Below are 20,750 nucleotides of genomic sequence, written 5' to 3'. Positions count from 1 at the left end.
CCGGGTCCTCCAGTCTCTCCGAGACGTCACGCACCGAACGGTGCTCGATGAATTCTCTACTTTCGTCCCACAGCAGCAGTCGAGCAAGGGAGGACGGATGCGCATCGGCATCCTCGGCGCGGGCCGCATGGCGGACGCGCTCGGAACGCACTGGGCCCGCGCGGGCCACGAACTGACGGTGAGCGGCCGAAACCCGGTCAAGGTCGCCGCCCTGGCGGCCAGGCTCGGGCCCGCCGCGCGGGCGGGCACCTGGGAGGAGGCGGCGGTCTTCGGCGAGGTGACACTGCTCGCCGTCCGCGACCACGCCGTGACCGAGGTCCTGGAGGCCGCGGGAGGCGGCCGGGGGACGCTGGACGGCCGGGTGCTCGCCGACTGCGTCAATCCGGTCGTCCAGGGACGCTTCACCCTCGCCACCGAGGGCGGCCCCTCGATGGCGCGGCGCGTCGCGGAGAGCACCGGCGCACACGTCGTCAAGGCGTTCAACCTCTGCCATGAGGACGTGTGGCGGATGACGCCGCCCACCTTCGACGGCGTCCCGCTGGCGGTGCCCCTCTGCGGCGACGACCCCGCCGCGCTGGCCGCCGTACGCTCCCTCGTCACCGATCTCGGGTGCGAGCCCGTCGACGGCGGCGGCCTGGAACGCGCGGGCCTGCTCGAGGCGACCGCGGCGTTCATGATCGGTCTGTGGGTCGGCGGCGCGGACGCCCGTGCGGTGCTGCCACCGCTGAGGTACGCCTTCGGCGATCGGGGCTGACCTCTCAGGGCGGATCCACAGGTCGTGACCCGGGTGACCGCGGCGAGGCCGCCGTTCGCGGACCGTGGTTCCCGGCCCGCGAGAACGGCACTGTGGAGAAACCGCGGGACATCGCGACCCTCCCGTACCGGCCGCGATGTCCCGCGGTCAGAGTTCGAAGCGGGCCACGCGGCGGAGTTTGTTCATGGCGTCCAGTGCGGCGACCTTGTAGGACTCGGCGAGGGTGGGGTAGTTGAAGACGGCGTCGACCAGGTAGTCGATGGTGCCACCGCAGCCCATGACGGCCTGGCCGATGTGGATGAGCTCGGTGGCACCGGTGCCGAAGACGTGCACCCCGAGCAGGGCACGGGTCTCCGGGGAGACCAGGAGCTTCAGCATGCCGTACGTGTCGCCGATGATCTGGCCCCTGGCCAGCTCGCGGTAACGGGCGATGCCGACCTCGAAGGGGACGTGGGAGGCGGTCAGCTCGTCCTCGGTGGGGCCGATGAAGCTGATCTCGGGGATGGTGTAGATGCCGATCGGCTGCAGGTGGTGGATGCCGCCCAGCGGCTCGCCGCAGGCGTGGTGGGCGGCGATGCGGCCCTGCTCCATGGAGGTGGCCGCGAGCGAGGGAAACCCGATGACGTCGCCGACCGCGTAGATGTGCGGCACGACGGTGCGGTAGTGCTCGTCGACCTGGATGCGTCCCCGGGCGTCGGCGGCCAGTTCCGCGGCCTCCAGGGCGAGCTCGTCGGTCATGCCGTGGCGTCCGGCCGAGTACATCACCGTCTCGGCGGGGATCCGCTTGCCGCTCTCCAGCACGGTCAGCGCGCCCCGGGAGCGGCGCTCGACGGCGGCGACGGTCTCGCCGAAGCGGAAGGTCACCGCCAGGTCGCGCAGGTGGTACTTGAGTGCCTCGACGATCTCCAGGTCGCAGAAGTCGAGCATCCGGTCGCGGCGCTCGACCACGGTCACCTTGGTGCCCAGGGCGGCGAACATGGAGGCGTACTCGATGCCGATCACCCCGGCTCCCACGACCACCATCGAGTCCGGGATGTCCTGCAGTTGCAGGATGCCGTCCGAGTCGATGATGGTGTGGCCGTCGAACTCCACGGTGTCGGGCCGGGCGGGCCTGGTGCCCGTGGCGATGACGATCTTGTCGGCGGTGACCTTGGTCTCGTGGCCGTGCTCGTCGACGACGCCGACCGTGTGCGGATCCACGAAGTGGCCGTGCCCGTTGAGCGTCGTCACGTGGTTGCGCGACAGCTGGCTGCGGATCACGTCGATCTCCCGGCCGATCACGTGCTGGGTGCGGATTCCCAGGTCCGCCGCGGTGATCTCGTCCTTCACCCGGTAGCTCTGGCCGTACATACCCCGCTGGTTGAGACCGGTCAGGTGCAGTACGGCCTCGCGCAGCGTCTTGGAGGGGATGGTGCCGGTGTTGATGCACACCCCGCCGAGCATGTTGCGCCGCTCGACGAGCGCGACACGCCGTTCGAGTTTCGCCGCGGCGATCGCGGCTTTCTGGCCACCCGGTCCGGAACCAAGAACAAGGACATCAAAATCCCTCATAGGCCCCAGTGTGCAGGCAGGAGACGGTCTCAGCCAGACTCACGGAATACCAGATCGTGGCAGTCTCGTTAATACCGCCTCACACCGCCCCACGGCCGTAATATCCCCAGCGTCCGCGGAGCGGTACGCGCCGTCACCGCGCGCCGGACCGGGACCGCGGCGCGGCGCCGCCCGCCGTCACCGCGCGTCGAACCCGGGCCGCGACGGCACCGGCACCGCGTGGCGCCACGCGCCGTCACACATCGTCGCCGCGTCGGCCGGGGGCGTGACGCGCCGCCGACCTCTCGCGACTCACACCTGCGCGCCGACCCTGTCGACGATCCTGTCCGCCCCCTCCTTGCGCGCGCAGTGGGCGCAGCAGAACCAGCGCCGGTCGGCCTCGACACCGTGCCCGACGATGCGGACCCCGCAGTGCTCGCAGATCGGCGCCATCCGCTGGATCGCGCACTCGAAGCTGTCGAAGACGTGCACCGTGCCCTGGGCGTGCACCTCGAAGCTCATGTCATAGTCGTTTCCGCACATTTCACAGGTCGCCATGTTTCCCCCCGAAAACTCGTGGCTTTTCCGGTGAGGGTCCTACCCAGGTATCCGCAGGTCAGACAACCCGTGCCGTCGCGACCGCCCTCGCGGGCGAGGTGGACACCACAGGCATGACAGGCATGGCCGAAACCTTCGCACCGACCGCCCCGGGCCCACGACCGGCTTCCTACCGATCTCGTACGGTCCGCGACGCGCCCTGAGGAGACCCTCTTCAGGCTTCAGGCGGGGCAGACGTCCCGGTAGGCCAGATCCCCCAGGTAGGTGCGCCACTCCTCGCGCGACAGGGTGCGGCCCGCACGCTCGCAGACCGCCCGCGCCACCGCCTCGGGCGCGACCGGATACTCGCTCAGGGTGCCGGCCTCGTCGACGGCGATCAGCCGGGCACCGTCGGGACTGAACGCCAGCGCCCGCAGGTCGCCGGTCTGGGCGACGATCGGCTGGCCGAGGCGGCGCCCGGTCTCGACGTCCCATATCCCCACCGACCGTGCGGTCACGGCTGCGGCGATGAGGTCACCGCGGGGGGAGTATGTCAGGTTGGCCCCTGTTCCCGCTCCGCCCCGGATCACGGCGCCCACCCGCTTCCTGCCCCGGGTCTCCAGCACCGAGATCCGCCCCACCTGGTCGGCGACGGCGAAGCGGTCACCCTTCCGGTCGAAGGCGAGCGCGATCGCCGGGATGCTCGCGGTGGGCGAGCCGTAGGTGTCTCCGAACGGCTCGCCGGTGCCCGCGTCCAGCAACCGGTGCTCACCGCCCACGACCGCGAGCGCCCTGCCGTCCGGGGTGAACACCAACCCGTCGGCGATGCCCTGGGGCCGCGACCAGCGGAGCCGGCCGCTGGGCACGTCCCAGACGTGGATCTCCCCTTCCGGCTCCACCCCGGAGTCGTAGTAAAGAGTGTACGAGGCCACGGCGGTGCCGTCGGCGCTGATCGCCACGGCGGGCACCTGGCCGTCGCGGGCGGGGGTGACGGCGGTGATCCGCTTGAAGGTGGAGGTGTCCCAGACGGTCAGCCGGGAGCTCTCCCCACCGTTGTTGACCACCAGCCGCCCACCGTCGGCGCTGAAGAGCATCGCGAAGTACCTGTCCGCGCCGCTGGGCCCGATCTTCAGCGAGCCCACGCGTGCGCGACGGCGGACGTCCCGGATCACGACCTCGCTCGCCCCGTCCGCCCTGGAGGCGAGGAACCGCCCGCCTGGGCTGAATGCCGCCCAGCGGGTCCCCGGGCCCTTCAGCGTGACGGGCCTGGTCAGCGCGGAGACGTCGAGGCTCGTCACCGAGTCCTCCGCGAGGTAGCGCAGGGTGCGCCCGTCCGGGTCGAAGGCCACGACGGGGTCGAAGGCGTCGATCCGCTGGGTGAGCAGCAGCCTGCCGTCCTCGACCCGCCAGAGCCGCAGGGCCGTGTCGACCGCCGTGGCCAGGAAGCGCCCGTCGGGACTGAAGACGATTTCGCCGGTCGCCCCCTCCTCGAAGAGCCTGTCCAGCTTCACCCCGGTGGACGCGTCGCGTAGCTCGACGATCCGGCCCCTGGCGACGGCGATGGTCGCGCCGTCGGGGCTGTAGGCCACACTCTTCCGCTCGCAGGCGTTGCAGCGGCTCCCCAGTGGAACCTTGCGCAGATCGTCCAGTGCGAAGGCCGCCACATCACCGTTGAGGTCCCAGGACGCGAACCCGCGCCCGTCCGCCGAGATGTCGCTGCCGATGGCTCCCACGACCGGGGAGTGCCTCTGGCCGGTCACGACGTTCCAGACGATGACCCCCTCCCCCTGCCCGACCGTGAGCCAGTCCTCCGACTGCCCGAAGGACGCGGTGGTGTCGCCGCCCGCGTTCCTGCCCTGGACCTCCATGGCGGCGCCCGTCGGCCTGCCGGTCCGCATGTCCCAGATCCTCAGCCTCAGGCCGCTGATCACGGCGAGCCGGCCGCCTCGCGGGCTCAACGCGATCCCGCGCAGGTCGCCGCCGATCCCGGTGAAGCCCCCGATGTGCCTACCGGTCCGCACGTCCCAGACACGCACCTCGCCGTCGCTCACGCTGACGAGCGTGCGCCCGTCGGCGCTCAGCGCCCTCAGGGTCTGTATCCCCGTGGCCGGGTCGTGGAAGGCCGCGGACTCCCGCTGGGCCAGCGAACCGGTCAGGCTCGCCCTCGCCTCGGTCACCGGCGCCAGCCGCCAGGCGGCCACGCTGAGCAGCATCGCCGTGACCGGCTCCGAGCTGCGGAGCGTCTCCGCCGTCGCGGCGAGCCTGGCGGCCGTCGCCTGGTCGCGCTGGGAGGCGATGACGGCGCTGCGCGCGTCGGCCACCCTGCCCTGCCACACGGCGAACGCCCCGGCGGCCAGCGCGACGACGAGCAGCACGGCCAGCGTGCCGGAGAGCACCCTGCCCCTGCGCGCCCGGCGCCGGGTGAGAGCGGCACCGGCCTCCAGGAAGTCACGCTCGACCGGGCTGAGCGTGATGTTGCGGCGCCCGGTGGCCGCCCAGCGCATCGCGTTCTCCAGGCTGCCGCCCTGGAACAGGTCTCCGTCCCTGCGCCCCTGGACCTGCCAGCGCCGCGCGGCGGTGAGGATGCCCCGGTGCACGGCCAGGCCGTCCAGGTTGGCCTGGACCCACCCGCGCAGCCTGGGCCAGGCCCGCGGCAGCGCGGGCCGCGACAGCCACACCTCCCGGTCGTCGTGGGCCAGCAGGTACGCGAAGACCTCCATCAGGCGCCGTACGGCGGCGGCCTCCTCCTCCCCTCGCCCGTCGAGGAGCTCGCCCCACTGCGCACGGCGTACGACGAGTTGGTCGTCGTCGGTCACGGTGACCAGCCGCAGGAAGATCTCGGGGGCGAGCTCCCGCTCGGCGGGGCCGAGCGCGGCGTAGGCGTCCTCGGCGAGGGTGCCGAGCGCGGGGTCCGTCGAGGTCGCGCGGACCTGGGACCCGGCGTCGCTGCCCACCGCGAGCAGCCTCGGGGTGTCGAAGGCCCTGCCGCCGCTGACCAGGGCGAGCAGCAGATCCCTCGCGGTCGGCCTGGACTCGGGGTCTTTGGCGAGCGAGGCAGCGACCAACGGCCGCAGGTGCTCGGGAAGCATGTCCAGCTGGGGCTGCACCGACAGCACGCGGTGCATGACCCCGCCCAGGCTCTCCGCCCGGAACGGGTCGGCGCCCGTCGCGGCGAAGACCATGATCCCGCCCCACGCGAAGACGTCGACGGCCGCGGTCGCGCGCAGGCCCATGAAGATCTCGGGGGCCATGTAGGTCGGGGTGCCCGCCACCATGCCGGTCGCGGTCAGCGACATGTCCTCGGTGCGGGCGACACCGAAGTCGATCACCCGCGGGCCGTCCGGGCCGAGCAGCACGTTGTCGGGCTTCAGGTCGCGGTGGACGACCCCCGCCTCGTGGACGGCGGTGAGCGCGGTGGCGATCGCGGCCGCGAGACGGTGCAGGTCACCCCCGGTGAAGCGGCGCCCCTCGGCGACGGCCCTGCGCAGGCTGGGCCCCTCCACGTACTCGCTGACGATGTACGGCCTGGGCCCGTCGAGATCGGCGTCCAGCACACCCGCCGTGCAGAAGGAGGCCACCCGGCGGGCGGCGGCGGCCTCGCGGCCGAACCGGTCGCGCAGCTCGGGGTCGGTCCCCGCGTCACCGTGCAGGACCTTCACCGCGACGCGCGTGCCCTCGGCGTCGTACGCCTCGTAGACCACGCCCTGGCCGCCCGCGCCCAGCCGCCCGGCCAGCCAGTAGCGGCCCAGCCGCTGTGGATCACCATCGATAAGTGCCGTACTCAACTCACGCTCCGTTCTCCGGTGGATTGGACGCCCCGGAGGACGGTGAGGTTCGGGCGATGTCACAGACTCGGGACATGTCTCGTCCTCCTTACGTGAACGGTGACGAAGCTCTCGCGGCAGAGTTCGATGCCATCCGGCCACGGCTGGTCGGCGTGGCCTACGGCCTGCTCGGCAGCGTCGACGAGGCCGAGGACGTGGTCCAGGACGCCTGGTTCCGGCTGGGCAGGGCGGAGCGTTCGGAGATCGGCGACGTGACGGGCTGGCTGGTGGTCACAGTATCGAGACTCGCGCTGGACGTACTGCGTTCGGCGCGCGTACGGCGCGAGGAGTATGTCGGGCCGTGGCTGCCGGAGCCGGTGGTCGGCGAGGGCGACCCCGCCGACAGGGTGACCCTGGACGAGTCGATGAGCATGGCGATGCTGGTGGTGCTGGAGTCGCTCAGCCCCGCCGAACGCACCGCCTTCGTCCTGCACGACGTGTTCGGGCTGCCGTTCGGGGAGGTCGCGCGCGCGGTCGGACGCTCGGCCGCCGCGTGCCGGCAGCTCGCCGCCCGTGCCCGCGGGCACGTCGCGGCGCGGGCGCCCCGCTTCGAGGTCGACGAGGCCGAGCACCGCAGGGTGGTCGAGGCGTTCGCGCGGGTCATCCGAGGCGGGGACGGCGACGGCGACATCGACGCGCTGATGGCGCTGCTCGATCCCGACGTGGTGCTGCGCAGCGACGGCGGCGGGGTGGTGGGGGCGGCGAGGCGTCCTGTCCACGGCTCCGAGCGGGTCGCCCGCTTCCTGCTCGGCATCGCCAGGAGGATCGGCCGCGCCGACCGGCTGGCCGTGACCACGGTCAACGGCCGGGCCGGGCTGTTGCGAACGTCGGGAGACGGGCTCTCCGTCTACGGGCTGACCGTCTCCGAGGGCCGGATCACCGGGATCGACATCGTGAGAAACCCGGAGAAACTAAGGAGTGTCCGATGAAGCAGCGGATGAACATCGGCGAACTCGCCCCCGAGGCCTACCGGGCCATGCAGGGGCTGGAGAAATACCTGGCCGCCAGCGGGCTGCCCCACACCACGAGGGAACTGGTCAAGATACGGGTCAGCCAGATCAACGGCTGCGCCTTCTGCGTCGACATGCACGCCCATGACGCGAAGGCGGCCGGGGAGAGTGACGAGCGGCTGTTCTCCGTGGTGGCCTGGCGGGAGGCGCCCTTCTTCAGTGACGCCGAGCGGGCGGCCCTCGCCCTGGCCGAGGAGGCCACCCTGCTCGCCGTCCACGGTGAGAGGGTGCCGGACGCGGTGTGGGAGGAGGCCGCCAGGCACTACGAGCCCGAGGTGCTGGCCGCGCTGGTCGTGACGATCTCGACGATCAACGCGTGGAACCGGATCGTCGTCACCACACGTGTGGTTCCAGGGACCCTGCGTAGCCAAAACGGTTGATCGGGAGGGGTGGGGCGCACTAGGTTTGGCTCGCACGGTTGCCCGTGCGAGCCGGACGCGCGAGCGTCCGGCGGATCGGTGTCACAGGACGCGGAGCACGGCGAGCCGGGGAAGGGGGCGGATCATGCGGCGGCCCACTCGGATCATCCGGTGCCGCCCCGCCCGCACCCCGGGCCTGGATCCGCGACCTCCCTCAGGGCACCCCTGTTGACCTGGTCTTTACGGCAGCCTTATGCGGCGATCTGTAGATACTTCTCATAACGGAACCATCACGCCGGGGGGCTCAATGAAGAGACTTGTGGTCGTGCCACCATATGTCGCGCGGCTGAAGATCAGGGACATTCGTTCCGTGACACGCCGTGGCGCGACCGGTGATGCCAAGGTCGTCGACCTCAGCGCCTACACGGGCCGCAACGTCCTGCGTTTTCCACGGACGAGCGGTCCCACGTCCGCCGCCTGACCCCCGTCACCGTCGGACGACCCCGCGTCCGGCCTCCTCGCGAAAGACCCGCCACGGCGGGTCTTTCTTCGTTTCCCCCGTTCGGACCGGTCGGTACCTTCGCGCCGGACGAGGGCTTTCCCCGCGTGTCCACCCGCGCGGTGACTCAACCGGCGGCGGTGTCGCGGACCCGGCCGTGGGCGTCGTGCGGGAGGTCGGCGTAGTGCCACTGGTGGTCGCGGGCGTGCTTGCAGGCCGTCTCCAGGTCGCCGCGCTCGATCACCGCGAGCAGTTCGGCGTGGTCGCGGGCGATCTCGTCGAGGTTCACGCCGGTCGCGAGCATCGTGACCGAGGTGCGCGCCTCGATCTGCAGCCCTTCCCAGGAGAGCCTGAGCAGCTCGTTGCGGGCGGCCTCGACGATGCGCCGGTGGAAGGACACGCTCGCTCGCGTGGACGCCTCGCCGTCGCCTTCCGCGGCGGCGACGCGCATCGCCTCCACGTCCGATGCGAGCGCCTCCAGCGGGACGGTCCCGGCGAGCAGGGCCAGGCGGATAGCCGTCTCCTCCAGCGCGGCCCGCACGACGTAGCTCTCCCTGAGCGTCTCGTGGACGAAGGGGCGCACGAAGGTGCCCCTTCGTGGCTGGGTCTCCACCAGCCGCATGACCTCCAGCTCGCGCAGCGCCTCGCGGACGGGGGCCTGGCTCGTGCCGTACGTCGCCGCGAGACGCGTCTCCACCAGGCGCTCACCGGGTCCGAGCCGGCCGGAGATGATCCGGCTGACCAGTGAGTCGCGGATCTGCCGCGACAACGTCAGCCTCGGCAGCTTGGAGGGCTCCTCGGTCATGGAGCGCATCCTACCGAGCATCGATTCTCGCTCATCGATCTCCTCTTGACTCCGGGGTGACACCCAGCTTACGGTGCCGATAATCAATTATCGATAATTAACCCATTCGTAACGCAGGGGGCCGGACATGATGATCCAGGCAGTCCACGTGCCCGAGTCCGCGGAGGCCGTGGCGGTCCACTCGGCGAGGGGCGGCCAGATCATGGGCGGCGGCACCGTGGTGATGCCACTGGTCACCGGCGGAGCCGCGCCCGGAGGCGAGCTGATCAGCCTGCGCCGGGCCGGACTCTCGGGGATCGAGGTCCGCGACGGCCAGGCCAGGATCGGCGCGGCGGCCCCCCTGTCCTCCGTCGAGGAGCATCCCGGCCTCGGTTTCCTGCGCCCGGCGATGCGCAGCATCGCCTCCCCCACGATCCGCAACCTGGCGACCGTGGGCGGCAACCTGTTCGTCGAGCAGCCGTACGGCGATCTCGCCGTCTGCCTGCTCGCCCTCGGCGCGGTGTGCGAGATCGCGGGTCCCGGCGGGCGGCGCGAGGCCCCGGTGGCCGACGTGCTCGCCTCGGGAGTCGGCCACGGCGAGTTCGTCACGGCGGTGGTGACCGCACTGCCGGAACCGGGAACCTGGTACTACCACAAGGCCATGCGCCGCAGGCTGAACTCGGCCTCCATAGTGACCGTCGCGTCCGTGACGCGGACCGAGGACGGCGTGGTGACCTCGACCGTGATCGCCCTCGGCGGTGTCGCCCCGCGCCCGGTACGCGCGGTCTCGGCCGAGCGGCTGCTGCTGGGCCGCCCGCTGAGCCCCGAGGTCCTGACCGAGGCCGGAGAGGCCGCCCGCTCCGACACGGCCCCCTTCGACGACGCCTACGCCAGCGCCTGGTACCGGGCGCGTGTCCTGCCCGTGCACCTGCGCCGGGCCTTCACCGGCTAACGGTCCCACCGCGTCCATCAGATGCCCCTCACCTCCTGAAAAAGCCCGCCCACCCCCAGAAAGGGCCGGACAATGTCGTCACAGATCGTCTCGCTCGTCGTCAACGGCGAGCCCCGGGAGTTCATCGCCAAACCGGGCACCACACTCCTGGCGGTCCTGCGCGACTCGCTGGGACTCACCGCGGCCAAGCGGGGCTGCGCGCAGGGAAGCTGCGGCACCTGCACCGTGCTCGTCGACGATCGGCCCGTGACGGCGTGCCTGATCGCCGTGGAAACGGTCTCGGGGGCCTCGGTCCGCACCCTTGAGGGAGTGGCCGCGGGTGGAGACCTCGACGAGGTGCAGAGCGCCTTCGTCGACAACTTCGCCACCCAGTGCGGCTTCTGCACGGCAGGCATGATCATGGTCGCCGAGGCCCTGCTGGACCGCGATCCGAATCCGAGCCAGGAGGACGTGGCAGAGGCGATCTCGGGCAACGTCTGCCGGTGCACCGGCTACCAGCCCATCATGATCGCCATTCTGGACGCGGCCAGACGCAGGCGCGGAGATTCCCCCGAGCCGGTGCCCACCTCGGAGGAGACGGTGTCGCGGGAAGAGACGGTGTCGCGATGACCTACCGGCTCGCCCCCATCGACAAGGACTCGTTCGCCGCCGAGCGCGAGGACGACTTCACCGTCATCGGCTCGGTCGTCCAGCGCTCCGACGCGCTGGGGCACGTCACCGGCAGGACCGAGTTCTTCGAGGACGTCGCCCCGCCGGGGATGCTGCATCTGAAGATGCACCGTTCGGCCCGCCACCACGCCAGGATCAGGGGCGTCGACCTGACCGCCGCCCTCGAGGTGCCCGGCGTCACCCGGATCCTCACCCACGCCGACATCCCGAACAACCTCTACACCCCGCTGAAGCTGATCGGCGTCGGGCCGGACGACGAGCCGATCCTCGCCGTGGACAAGGTCCGCTACCTGGGCGAGCCGATCTGCGCGGTGGTCGCCGAGTCCGAGGCCGCGGCCCTGGAGGGGGTGGCCAGGATCAGGGTCGACTACGAGGACCTGCCCGCGGTCTTCGACGTCGAGGAGGCCCTGGCGGAGGGGGCGCCACTGGTCAACGAGTACCACGGCCGCAACTTCTTCACGTACGAGGGACACCACTGCCGGCGGATCCGGTTCGGCGACGTGGAGAAGGCGTTCGCGCAGGCCGACCACGTCTTCGAGTGGCGCTACGAGTCCGCGCCGATCGAGCAGGCTCCCACCGAGACCACCGGCTGCGTGGTGGTCCCGCAGGCCGACGGCCGGTTGCGCATCCACTCCGACACCCAGGCGTGCTTCTTCACCCTCGACAACACCGCGCTCATCCTCCAGACCCCGTTCAACAAGCTGCGCATCGTCGGCGGGACGGTCGGCGGAGGTTTCGGCGGCAAGGTCGACGTCGTCGTCGAGCCGGTCGCGTGCGTGGCCGCCATGACGACCGGCCGCCCGGTCAAGTTCGTCTACGGCAGGTACGAGGAGATGCAGGTCTCCTCGCCGCGCGCCGCCGAGCGCATCTACATCAAGGACGCCGTGATGGGCGACGGCCGGATCATCGGCCGCAAGGTCACGCTGTACGTCGACTCGGGCGCCTACGCGCGGCACACCCCGTACGGCACCACCAAGGCCGCGGCCCACCTGCCGGGACCGTACTCGATCCCGAACGTGTGGGCCGACTGCCACTGTGTGTTCACCAACCGCACGCCCTCCAGCGCGATGCGCGGGTTCGGCGTGACCATCGGCGACTTCGCGCTGGAGTCGCAGATGGACCGGATCGCGAGAGCCCTCTCGATGGACCCGCTGCGGCTGCGCCTGCTCAACGCCTACCGCGACGGCGACCTCAAGGCCCACCGCAAGGTCGCCGAGGGCACGGCGCTGGTCGAAGTGATCCAGAAGGCCGCGGAGATGTCCGGGCACGAACTGCCCGAGGCGTACCGCCGGATGTCCTCGACGACACGAGAGGGGCTGTAGGCCATGGCCAGGCTGCGCGGACGCGGATACGCGTCGGTGAACTACCCGACCGGCATGAACCTCGGCGGCGACCCCTCACAGGCGCTGATCCACTCCACGACCACGGGCACCTTCGTGATCACGCTCTCCTCGGTGGACCTCGGCCAGGGCATCAAGACGATCGCCGCGCAGTGCGCGGCCGAGACGCTCGGCCTGCCGATCGAGAACGTCCTGGTCAACACCGCCGACACCGACACGGGCCCGCACTGCATGGGCACCTTCGCCAGCCGGGGCACCCACCGCGTCGGCAACGCCGTCATCATGGCGGCGGCCGAGGCGCGCGGCGTGATGCTGGAGGTCGCCGCCGAGGAACTGGAGGTCGACGCCGGGGACCTGGAGACCGACGGCACCGGCGTCATCAAGCTCAAGGGCTCCGACGAGCCGAGCATCCACATCACCGAGCTGGCCATGGCCGCGCACTTCAAGCACGGCCGTACGATCTCCGGGCGCGGCATCTTCCTCAAGGAGCCGAGCGTGCCGGTGCCCGAGACGGGAGAGATGGACCCCGACTCGTGCCAGGCGCACGCGTGCACGGTCGCCGTCGTCGAGGTGGACGACGAGACCGGGGTGGTCGAGGTGCTGGAGTTGTACAACGCCTACGAGATCGGCCGCGCGCTCAACCCGGCCATGGCGACCCAGCAGGTCGAGGGCGGTGCCTGGATGGGCGTGTCGCACGCCCTGTTCGAGACCACCGAGCCCTACTACCCGCGGCGCGACCACGGGCCCCGCGACTTCGCCGACTACCTCATGCCGGGCCCGGCCGACATCCCCGTACAGCACAGCCTGTTCCTGGAACGACCCGCCGGCAACGGCCCCTACGGCGCCAAGGGCATCGGCGAGATGACCGCCAACGCGCCGATCCCCGCCATCGCCAACGCCATCTACGACGCCTGTGGCGTGCGTATCACGGCGATGCCCTTCACCCCCGAACGCGTCCTGCGCGGGCTGGACGCCCTCGCGCGAGACGCCCCGCACGAGGTGCCCTCGCACGAGGGCACCTGAACACCCGGAACACCCATCCGATCCGAAGGAACCGATAACCATGCTGAAAGTCGTCTCGCTGCTCAAGCGCGCGGAGCACCTGTCCCACGAGGAGTTCGCGAAGTGGGTCGTGGAGGACCACGTCGAGTTCGCCAAGAAGCTTCCCGGGCTGCGCAAGTACACGGTGAGCGTCAGCAACGGCGATGACGCGCCGTTCGACTCGGTGAACGAGCTCTACTTCGACGACGAGGACGCCCGCGCCGCCGCGTTCGGCTCCGAGCACGGCAAGGCCGCCGCGGCCGACGCCGCCGCGCACACCACCCAGCGGGTCCACCTGCTCACGACCGAGCACGCCCAGCTGTGACGCCCGGCGGGGCGTCCCCGGTGTCCGGCGGGTTCCCCTCCGCGCCCGATGGGTCCTTCCCGGTGGCCGACGGGGCCTTCCCCGCCGACAAGTCCTCCTCGGCGGCCGGGTCCTCCCCGGCGGCCGGCGGAGGGGCGGCGCTCGGCGGAGGGGCGACGGACAAAGGGGCGGCAGCGGACGGAGGGGCGGCAGCGGCCTGCCCGCCGGACGAGCACGCGCTCGCCGCCGCGCTCGAACGGGAGGGGTACTTCGCCGACGAGGGTCTTCGCACCGCCCTCCACCTGGCGCTACGGCTGGACCGGCCGCTGCTGCTCGAGGGAGAACCGGGAGTCGGGAAGACCGAGGTCGCCGCGGTGCTCTCGCGCGTCGTCGGCCGGGAGCTCATCCGGCTTCAGTGCTTCGAGGGGCTGGACGCCGGACAGGCGCTGTACGAATGGGACTATCCCAAGCAACTCCTGCATGTCCGGGTGGCGGAGAGTCGCGGCCAGGAGGTCGGCGACCTCTACCGCGACGAGTTCCTGTTGCGACGGCCACTGCTGCGCGCCCTGGAGTCGGATCGCGGCGCGGTCCTGCTCATCGACGAGATCGACCGCGCCGACAGTGAGTTCGAGGCGTTCCTGCTGGAGTTCCTGGGCGACTTCCAGATCACCGTCCCCGAGCTGGGAACCATCCGGGCGCGCACGCCCCCGATCGTGGTGCTCACCTCCAACCGGACCCGCGAGCTGCACGACGCCCTTAAACGGCGATGCCTCTACCACTGGATCGCCTTCCCCGAGGCCGGCCGCGAGCGGGCGATCCTGCGCGCGGCCGTACCCGGCCTGGAGGAGACGGCGGCCGAAGGGCTGGTACGCGCCGTCCAGCGGGTGCGCGGGCTGCCTCTGCTCAAACGGCCCGGTATCGCCGAGTCCGTGGAGTGGGCCAGGGGGGCGGTGACCCTCGCCGAGGGCGGCAGCCCGTGGCCCGTGGCGCTGCGCCGTGCCCTCGGCCTGCTCATCAAGGACGAGGAGGACACCCGGCTGCTCGCCGGGCACGCGGAGGAGCTGTTCGGCGATGTCTGATCCCGCCGCCGTCGCGGGAAGCCCGTCCCCCGGCTTCGAAGCCGTTCCCCCCACAGCCGCCGTCCCGGCGAGGGAGCCGTACGACGATTCCGAGCCCGGCGCCCTCGCCGCGCGTCATCTGTGGGGATTCCTGTCCTCGCTGCGCGCCGCCGGCGTGACCACCGCGCTGCCGAAACAGGCCGATCTGCTGCGGATTGTCGGCGCGTCACCACCGCGTGACCTGACCGCCCTGTACTGGTACGCCCGGATCACCCTGCTGCACGACATCGGCGAGCTCGCCGCCTTCGACCGGGTCTTCACCGCGTGGTTCCGGCAGGGCGGCCCTCCTGACGCCGTACCGCCGCCCCCGGCGGGGGAGAGCGAGGCCCCTTCCCCTCAGGGGCCGGGCGAGGACGACCCCGCCCCGCGAGAGGTGCTGCCCGGTGACGGCGTCGAGGCCAGCACGCTCAGCACGTACGGCAGGCGGGACTTCGACGCGGCCGACGACCGGTGGCGCTCGGTCGTCCGCGCACTGGAGGCAGCCTGGCCCGCCGCACTGCCCCCGACCCCGTCCAGGCGGCGGCGCCCGGCGCGTTCCGGCGACCGGCTGGACATGCGGCACACCTGGCGGCGGGCGCGCCGCCACGACGGGGAGATCATCGAACTGCGCCTGCGTGCCCGCCCCCCGCGCCCGCGCCGCCTGCTCATCCTGGTCGACGTCTCGGGCTCGCTGCGGCGACACACCCCCGACCTGCTCCGTCTGGCGCACACGGCCCTGCGCGCGGCGCCGGCCCGTACCGAGGTCTTCACCTTCGGCACCCGGCTCACCCGGATCACCTCCGTGCTGTCACACCCCCACCCCGGCCGGGCGCTGCGCGCGGTGTCCGAGCTGGTCACCGACGCCGACGGCGGCACCGCGATCGGGGCGGCGCTGCACGAGTTCCTGGGAGTCCCCCGGTTCGTGGCGCTCGCGAGGGGCGCGCTCGTGATCGTGCTCTCCGACGGGCTCGAACGCGGCGACCACGTCCCCATGGTCCGCGCGACCGCCCGCCTGTCCCGCCTGGGCCACCGGCTCGTCTGGTGGTCACCGCTGGCGTGCTCCCCCGACTACATCCCGGTCACGCGCGCCATGGCCGCCCAGCTCCCCCATCTGGACCACCTCGGCGGCGTGCGCGACCTGCCCACCGCCCTCGCGGAGGTCCGCCGCCTCCCCGCGGTCCTGTCCGGCCCTCGGGGCGCGGCGGCCAGGCGGTGGCCCATCCCACGACCCACGGGAACCCGTCCATGACATGCCTCACGGTCCCGCGTCCCCTCCCCGGGGCCGAAGCCGGAGGTCCCCACGCCGGAGGTATTCGATGAACGACACCACCGCCAGTCCGGTTCTCGCCGGGATCGTCGACGCGCACCACCACATCTGGCGCGCCGCCGACCTGCCCTGGCTCCAGGGGGAGATGATCCCGCGCATCTTCGGCCCCTACGAGCCGATCCGCCGCGACTACCCGGTGTCGGAGTACGTCGAGGAGGCCACCGGCTGCGGTATCACCTCCTCGGTCTACGTCCAGGCCAACTGGTCTCTCGACCGCTGCCTGGACGAGGTGCGCTGGTTGCGCGACACCCACGCGGAGACCGGCTGGCCGATGGCCGTGATCGGCTCGGCGGACCTCTTCGACGAGGGCGCGGCCGACGTGATGCGCCGCCAGGCCGCGCTCACCCCTCTCATGAGGGGAACCCGTCTGCAACTGCACTGGCACGAGCGGCCCGAGTTCCGTTTCGCCTCCGCCCCCGACCGCATGAAGGATCCCGTCTTCCGGCGCAACATCGCCTCGCTCGCCGATCTCGGCTGGCTGTTCGAGCTCCAGGTGTTCACCGACCAGATGGCCGACGCCGCGAGTTTCGTGGACGACTTCCCCGACGTCACGTTCGTGCTGGTCCACGCGGGGATGCTCGAAGAGTCCGGGGCGTCCCGGGTGGCGGAGTGGAAACGCGGCCTGAGGCTGCTGGCCGAGCGCCCCAACGTCGTGGTGAAGCTCACCGGTCAGGGCACGTTCGTGCACCGCGTGGACCGCTCGCTGATCGAGATGGTCGCGGACACCTGCCTGGAGGCCTTCGGTTCCCACCGCTGCATGTGGGGCAGCAACTTCCCGATCGAGAAGATCTGGACCGACCTTCCCACCCTGGTCTCCACCTGGCAGGAGGTCCTCGCCCGCCGGTCCCCCCAGACCGTCCAGAACGTGTTCGCCGCCACCGCCCGCCGGGTCTACCGCCTGTGAGAGGCAGCCGGGAGTGAAGGCCGATGTCATCACCCGGCCGTCGGCGGTGAGCACCCGACTCAGACGTACGCGCTACCGGCCGCCCCTGGTCCGTGTTGTCGGAGTACGCCGCTTCGTGACGAAGCTCTACAGGCCGAAGGCACCGCCCTCGATCAGGATGAGCAGGCCGATCCCGACCAGCACGACCGGCAGCAGAATGTGTCCCCACCGGCTCAGTGCCCTGGCGACGATCGGTCGAGTGGCGAAGAACCGTCCGGCAAGGCACCACACGGCCACCAAGGTCAGAAAGACGGTGACGTGGACGGCCATCGAGCCGATGCCCGCGGTGGCGAAGACGGGGACGTACACGCCGATGTTGTCGCCGCCGTTCGCGAAGGTGACCGCGGCCACCTCCAGGACCTTCGGCCCACCGGCATGCTCCTCCGCCGTCTCCCCGGCTCCGTCGTGCCCATCGCGGTGGGCCTTCCACGCCTGCCGACCCGCCTTGACGCCCAAGACCAGCGGGAGCAGGCCCAGGTAGGGCAGGACCGGCTCGGGGAGGAAGGTGGCACCGAAAGCCGCGGCCGCCGCCACGGCCAAGATGCCCAGGAAGCCGAGATACTGACCGGCCACCACCCGCGCGGCGGCTCCGCGACGTCCGGCGCCCTGGGCGAAGAACAACGCCAAGATCAAAATGTCGTCGATGTTGGTTACAGCGAACAACCCCATCGCCTGCCCGATGATGCCCGCATCCACGATGAGACGTTCCCTTCGACCCAAAGGTGTCCCCGGCGACCCTACCGGCCGGGAAAACGACGGGCGATCACGGTGTTCTCACTGCACAGTCCCAGAGCGTCCGAGAACAGAGAAGGGGGGCCGGAGTCGACTCCGGCCCCCCTTTTCCGGTGGGCGTTACGCGGGTTCGGCTTTCGTACCCAGCGCTGCCTTTCTGCTCTGAATCGGCTCTGAATCAGCTGCAACCGCTGGTGGAGCCGCAGCCCTCGCAGACGTAGCAGCTGCCGGCGGGACGCATCTTGGTGCCGCAGGTCATACAGAGAGGCGCGTCGGCGGTGCGGCCCTGGTGGGATTCCAGGGAGCCGGTGCGGCGCGGGGTCTCCGCGGGTGCCGCCTCGGGGCGGGACTGCGGCTCCTCGATGGGAGCCGAGGTGGCGAGCTCGGCGATGACCTCGTCGCTGTGGATCGGGGCCGGGTCCTCACCGCGCTGCTGCGCGGCGCGCTCGGAGGCGGAGAAGATCCCGAGGGCGGCGCGGTCGTCGTAGGGCAGGTGGTCCAGGGCCAGACGGCGGAAGATGTAGTCCATCACCGAGGCGGCGATACGGACGTCCGGGTCGTCGGTCATACCGGCCGGGTCGAAGCGCATGTTGACGAACTTGCCGACATACGTCTCCAGCGGCACCCCGTACTGCAGGCCGATGGAGATGGCCACCGAGAACGCGTCCATGACGCCCGCGAGGGTCGACCCCTGCTTGGACATCTTCAGGAAGACCTCACCGAGGCCGTCGTCGGGATAGGACGAGGCGGTCATGTAGCCCTTGGCGCCTCCCACGGTGAAGCGGGTGGTGGTGCTGGGGCGCTGGTTGGGCATCCGGCGGCGGGTCGGGCGGCTGATCTCCACGACCTGGATCGCCGGCTCGGCGGGCTCCTCCTTCTCCTCGGTCTTCTTGCCCGAGGCCGAGAGGGGCTGGCCGACCTTGCAGTTGTCGCGGTAGACCGCCAGGGCCTTCAGGCCGAGCTTCCAGCCCTCCATGTAGACCTGCTCGATGTCCTCGACCGTCGCGGACTCGGGAAGGTTGACCGTCTTGGAGATGGCTCCGGACAGGAACGGCTGGGCCGCGGCCATCATGCGCACGTGGCCCATGGGTGCGATCGCACGCTCGCCCATCGCGCAGTCGAACACCTCGTAGTGCTCGCGCCGCAGGCCGGGGGCGTCGACGACATGACCGTGCTCGGCGATGAACTCGACGATCGCCTCGACCTGCTCCTCCTGGTAGCCGAGCCGCCGCAGCGCGCGGGGAATCGTCTGGTTGACGATCTGCATGGAGCCGCCGCCGACGAGCTTCTTGAACTTGACCAGGGCGAGGTCGGGCTCGATGCCGGTGGTGTCGCAGTCCATCATCAGGCCGATGGTCCCGGTCGGGGCGAGGAGCGATGCCTGGGCGTTGCGGTAACCGTTCTTCTCACCGAGCCTGAGGCACTCGCTCCACTGGCTGGAGGCCTCGCGGTGGATGGCACCGTCGATCTCGTCGACCGTGCGCAGGGCCTCGTTCGCGTCGTTGTGCTTGCGCATGACCCGCTTGTGCGCGTCGGCGTTGCGGGCGTAGCCGTCGTAGGGGCCCACGACCGCGGCGAGTTCGGCGCTGCGGCGGTAGGAGACGCCGGTCATCAGCGAGGTGATGGCCCCGGCGACCGCCCGGCCGCCGTCGGAGTCGTAGGCGTGGCCGGTGGCCATGAGGAGTGCGCCGAGGTTGGCGTAGCCGATGCCCAGCTGGCGGTAGGCGCGGGTGGTCTGGTCGATCTTCTCGGTCGGGAAGTCGGCGAAGGTGATGGAGACGTCCATCGCGGTGATGACCAGCTCGGTGATCTTCACGAAGTTCGCGATGTCGAAGGTGTCGTCGTCCTTCAGGAACTTCAGCAGGTTGATGCTCGCCAGGTTGCACGAGGAGTTGTCCAGGTGCAGGTATTCCGAGCAGGGGTTGCTGGCGGTGATGCGACCCGTCTCCGGGCTGGTGTGCCAGTCGTTGATCGTGTCGTCGTACTGGACCCCGGGGTCGGCGCACTCCCAGGCGGCCTTGCCCATCTTGCGGAACAGCTCTCTGGCGTCGATCTTCTCGATGACCTCGCCGGTGAGGCGGGCACGCAGGCCGAACTCCTCACCGTTCTCCACCGCGCGCATGAACTCGTCGGAGACGCGCACCGAGTTGTTGGCGTTCTGGTACTGGACGGAGACGATGTCCTTGCCGCCCAGGTCCATGTCGAACCCGGCGTCACGGAGGGCGCGGATCTTGTCCTCCTCGCGCGCCTTGGTCTCGACGAACTCCTCGATGTCGGGGTGGTCGACGTCGAGGACGACCATCTTGGCGGCGCGGCGGGTGGCGCCCCCGGACTTGATGGTGCCCGCGGAGGCGTCCGCGCCGCGCATGAAGGAGACCGGGCCACTGGCGGTGCCCCCGCTGGAGAGCAGTTCCTTGGAGGAACGGATCCTGGAGAGGTTGACGCCGGAGCCGGAACCCCCCTTGAAGATCACACCCTCTTCCTTGTACCAGTCGAGGATCGACTCCATCTGGTCGTCGACGGCCAGGATGAAGCACGCGCTGACCTGCTGCGGCGACGCGGTGCCGACGTTGAACCAGACGGGCGAGTTGAAGCTGAAGACCTGGTTGACCAGGGCGTGCTTGAGCTCGTGGTCGAAGATCTCGGCGTCCTCGTCGGTGGCGAAGTAACCGTGCTCGACCGCCGTACGCGTGTAGACGCCCACCACCCGGTCGATCAGCTGCTTGAGGCTCCACTCCCGCTGCGGGGTGCCGACCGCGCCGCGGAAGTACTTGGTGGTCACGATGTTGGCGGCGTTGACCGACCACGACCGGGGGAACTCGACACCGCGCTGCTCGAAGTTGATCGAGCCGTCGCGCCAGTTGGTCATGACGACGTCACGGCGCTCCCAGACCAGCTCGTCATAGGGATGCACGCCTGGCGTGGTGAAGATGCGCTTCATCTTCAGACCCTTACGTGGCCTCTTGCCTCCACGTGTCACCGCACCGGCGGTCTCCGTCATGACTTCCCCCTCCTGGGGCTCCGTGGAACCCTCGAATCGGACCACAC

The 20,750-nt window shown here is 70.8% G+C and carries 18 protein-coding genes; 12 read left to right on the top strand and 6 right to left on the bottom strand.

What is annotated here, in order from left to right; genetic code table 11:
* The first annotated feature begins 40 nt into the window (after nucleotides 1-40).
* Nucleotides 41-754 (top strand): NADPH-dependent F420 reductase, encoded by a 714-nt coding sequence (locus tag ACFY3D_RS26510; protein WP_389983826.1) that lies wholly within the window; start codon nucleotides 41-43, stop codon nucleotides 752-754.
* 147 nt (nucleotides 755-901) lie between these two features.
* Here ACFY3D_RS26510 and sthA read toward each other — a convergent pair whose 3' ends face one another.
* From sthA to ACFY3D_RS26495, 3 genes are all read right to left on the bottom strand, one after another.
* Entirely contained in the window at nucleotides 902-2,305 is a 1,404-nt protein-coding gene (sthA, locus tag ACFY3D_RS26505; RefSeq protein WP_350945932.1) for a Si-specific NAD(P)(+) transhydrogenase, read from the bottom strand.
* Nucleotides 2,306-2,596: 291 nt separating this feature from the next.
* Complete coding sequence (locus ACFY3D_RS26500; RefSeq protein ID WP_362518789.1) at nucleotides 2,597-2,842, bottom strand: hypothetical protein; 246 nt, start codon at nucleotides 2,840-2,842, stop codon at nucleotides 2,597-2,599.
* Between the two features lie 221 nt (nucleotides 2,843-3,063).
* Complete coding sequence (locus ACFY3D_RS26495; RefSeq protein WP_389983823.1) at nucleotides 3,064-6,606, bottom strand: protein kinase; 3,543 nt, start codon at nucleotides 6,604-6,606, stop codon at nucleotides 3,064-3,066.
* A gap of 74 nt (nucleotides 6,607-6,680) precedes the next feature.
* Here ACFY3D_RS26495 and sigJ point away from each other — a divergent pair, with 74 nt between their 5' ends.
* From sigJ to ACFY3D_RS26480, 3 genes are all read left to right on the top strand, one after another.
* Nucleotides 6,681-7,574 (top strand): RNA polymerase sigma factor SigJ, encoded by an 894-nt coding sequence (sigJ, locus tag ACFY3D_RS26490; protein ID WP_362902408.1) that lies wholly within the window; start codon nucleotides 6,681-6,683, stop codon nucleotides 7,572-7,574.
* Nucleotides 7,571-8,035 carry a carboxymuconolactone decarboxylase family protein gene (locus tag ACFY3D_RS26485; protein WP_389983820.1) on the top strand — a complete coding sequence of 155 codons (465 nt, stop codon included), beginning with the start codon at nucleotides 7,571-7,573 and terminating at the stop codon, nucleotides 8,033-8,035. The genes sigJ and ACFY3D_RS26485 overlap by 4 nt, the downstream gene beginning before the upstream one ends.
* A 304-nt stretch (nucleotides 8,036-8,339) precedes the next feature.
* Nucleotides 8,340-8,495: a hypothetical protein gene (locus ACFY3D_RS26480; protein WP_362518772.1), complete on the top strand. Its 156-nt coding sequence runs from the start codon at nucleotides 8,340-8,342 to the stop codon at nucleotides 8,493-8,495.
* A 145-nt stretch (nucleotides 8,496-8,640) separates the two neighbouring features.
* On the opposite strand, the gene ACFY3D_RS26475 is transcribed toward ACFY3D_RS26480, so the two are convergent.
* Nucleotides 8,641-9,318, bottom strand: coding sequence for a GntR family transcriptional regulator (locus ACFY3D_RS26475; RefSeq protein ID WP_362902411.1), 678 nt, complete (start codon nucleotides 9,316-9,318; stop codon nucleotides 8,641-8,643).
* A gap of 127 nt (nucleotides 9,319-9,445) precedes the next feature.
* Here ACFY3D_RS26475 and ACFY3D_RS26470 point away from each other — a divergent pair, with 127 nt between their 5' ends.
* From ACFY3D_RS26470 to ACFY3D_RS26435, 8 genes are all read left to right on the top strand, one after another.
* Nucleotides 9,446-10,249, top strand: a complete 804-nt coding sequence (locus ACFY3D_RS26470; protein WP_389983817.1) for an FAD binding domain-containing protein — start codon at nucleotides 9,446-9,448, stop codon at nucleotides 10,247-10,249.
* Nucleotides 10,250-10,321: 72 nt separating this feature from the next.
* The gene (locus tag ACFY3D_RS26465; protein WP_389983814.1) at nucleotides 10,322-10,858 is read left to right on the top strand and encodes a (2Fe-2S)-binding protein; all 537 of its coding nucleotides are present in this window, start codon (nucleotides 10,322-10,324) and stop codon (nucleotides 10,856-10,858) included.
* Nucleotides 10,855-12,240, top strand: coding sequence for a xanthine dehydrogenase family protein molybdopterin-binding subunit (locus tag ACFY3D_RS26460; protein WP_389983811.1), 1,386 nt, complete (start codon nucleotides 10,855-10,857; stop codon nucleotides 12,238-12,240). The genes ACFY3D_RS26465 and ACFY3D_RS26460 overlap by 4 nt, the downstream gene beginning before the upstream one ends.
* Nucleotides 12,241-12,243: 3 nt before the next feature.
* Entirely contained in the window at nucleotides 12,244-13,281 is a 1,038-nt protein-coding gene (locus tag ACFY3D_RS26455; protein ID WP_350945922.1) for a molybdopterin cofactor-binding domain-containing protein, read from the top strand.
* A 40-nt stretch (nucleotides 13,282-13,321) separates the two neighbouring features.
* Nucleotides 13,322-13,624, top strand: a complete 303-nt coding sequence (locus tag ACFY3D_RS26450; RefSeq protein ID WP_350945921.1) for an EthD family reductase — start codon at nucleotides 13,322-13,324, stop codon at nucleotides 13,622-13,624.
* A gap of 20 nt (nucleotides 13,625-13,644) precedes the next feature.
* On the top strand, nucleotides 13,645-14,682 hold the full coding sequence (locus tag ACFY3D_RS26445) for an AAA family ATPase (RefSeq protein ID WP_389983806.1): 1,038 nt from the start codon (nucleotides 13,645-13,647) through the stop codon (nucleotides 14,680-14,682).
* Nucleotides 14,675-15,949 (top strand): VWA domain-containing protein, encoded by a 1,275-nt coding sequence (locus ACFY3D_RS26440; RefSeq protein WP_389983803.1) that lies wholly within the window; start codon nucleotides 14,675-14,677, stop codon nucleotides 15,947-15,949. Before ACFY3D_RS26445 ends, ACFY3D_RS26440 begins: the two co-directional genes overlap by 8 nt.
* A 67-nt stretch (nucleotides 15,950-16,016) precedes the next feature.
* On the top strand, nucleotides 16,017-16,931 hold the full coding sequence (locus ACFY3D_RS26435; RefSeq protein WP_389983800.1) for an amidohydrolase family protein: 915 nt from the start codon (nucleotides 16,017-16,019) through the stop codon (nucleotides 16,929-16,931).
* A 126-nt stretch (nucleotides 16,932-17,057) separates the two neighbouring features.
* Here the strand turns inward: ACFY3D_RS26435 and ACFY3D_RS26430 are convergent, their stop codons facing one another.
* Nucleotides 17,058-17,639: a cadmium resistance transporter gene (locus ACFY3D_RS26430; protein ID WP_389984257.1), complete on the bottom strand. Its 582-nt coding sequence runs from the start codon at nucleotides 17,637-17,639 to the stop codon at nucleotides 17,058-17,060.
* Between the two features lie 241 nt (nucleotides 17,640-17,880).
* Entirely contained in the window at nucleotides 17,881-20,703 is a 2,823-nt protein-coding gene (locus tag ACFY3D_RS26425) for a vitamin B12-dependent ribonucleotide reductase (RefSeq protein WP_389983797.1), read from the bottom strand.
* Between the last annotated feature and the right edge of the window lie 47 nt (nucleotides 20,704-20,750).

Source organism: Streptosporangium sp. NPDC000509 (assembly GCF_042898365.1).
Lineage (GTDB): Bacteria > Actinomycetota > Actinomycetes > Streptosporangiales > Streptosporangiaceae > Streptosporangium.
Note: the sequence above shows the minus strand (reverse complement) of the source record. Positions and strands in the feature narration are given on the sequence as shown.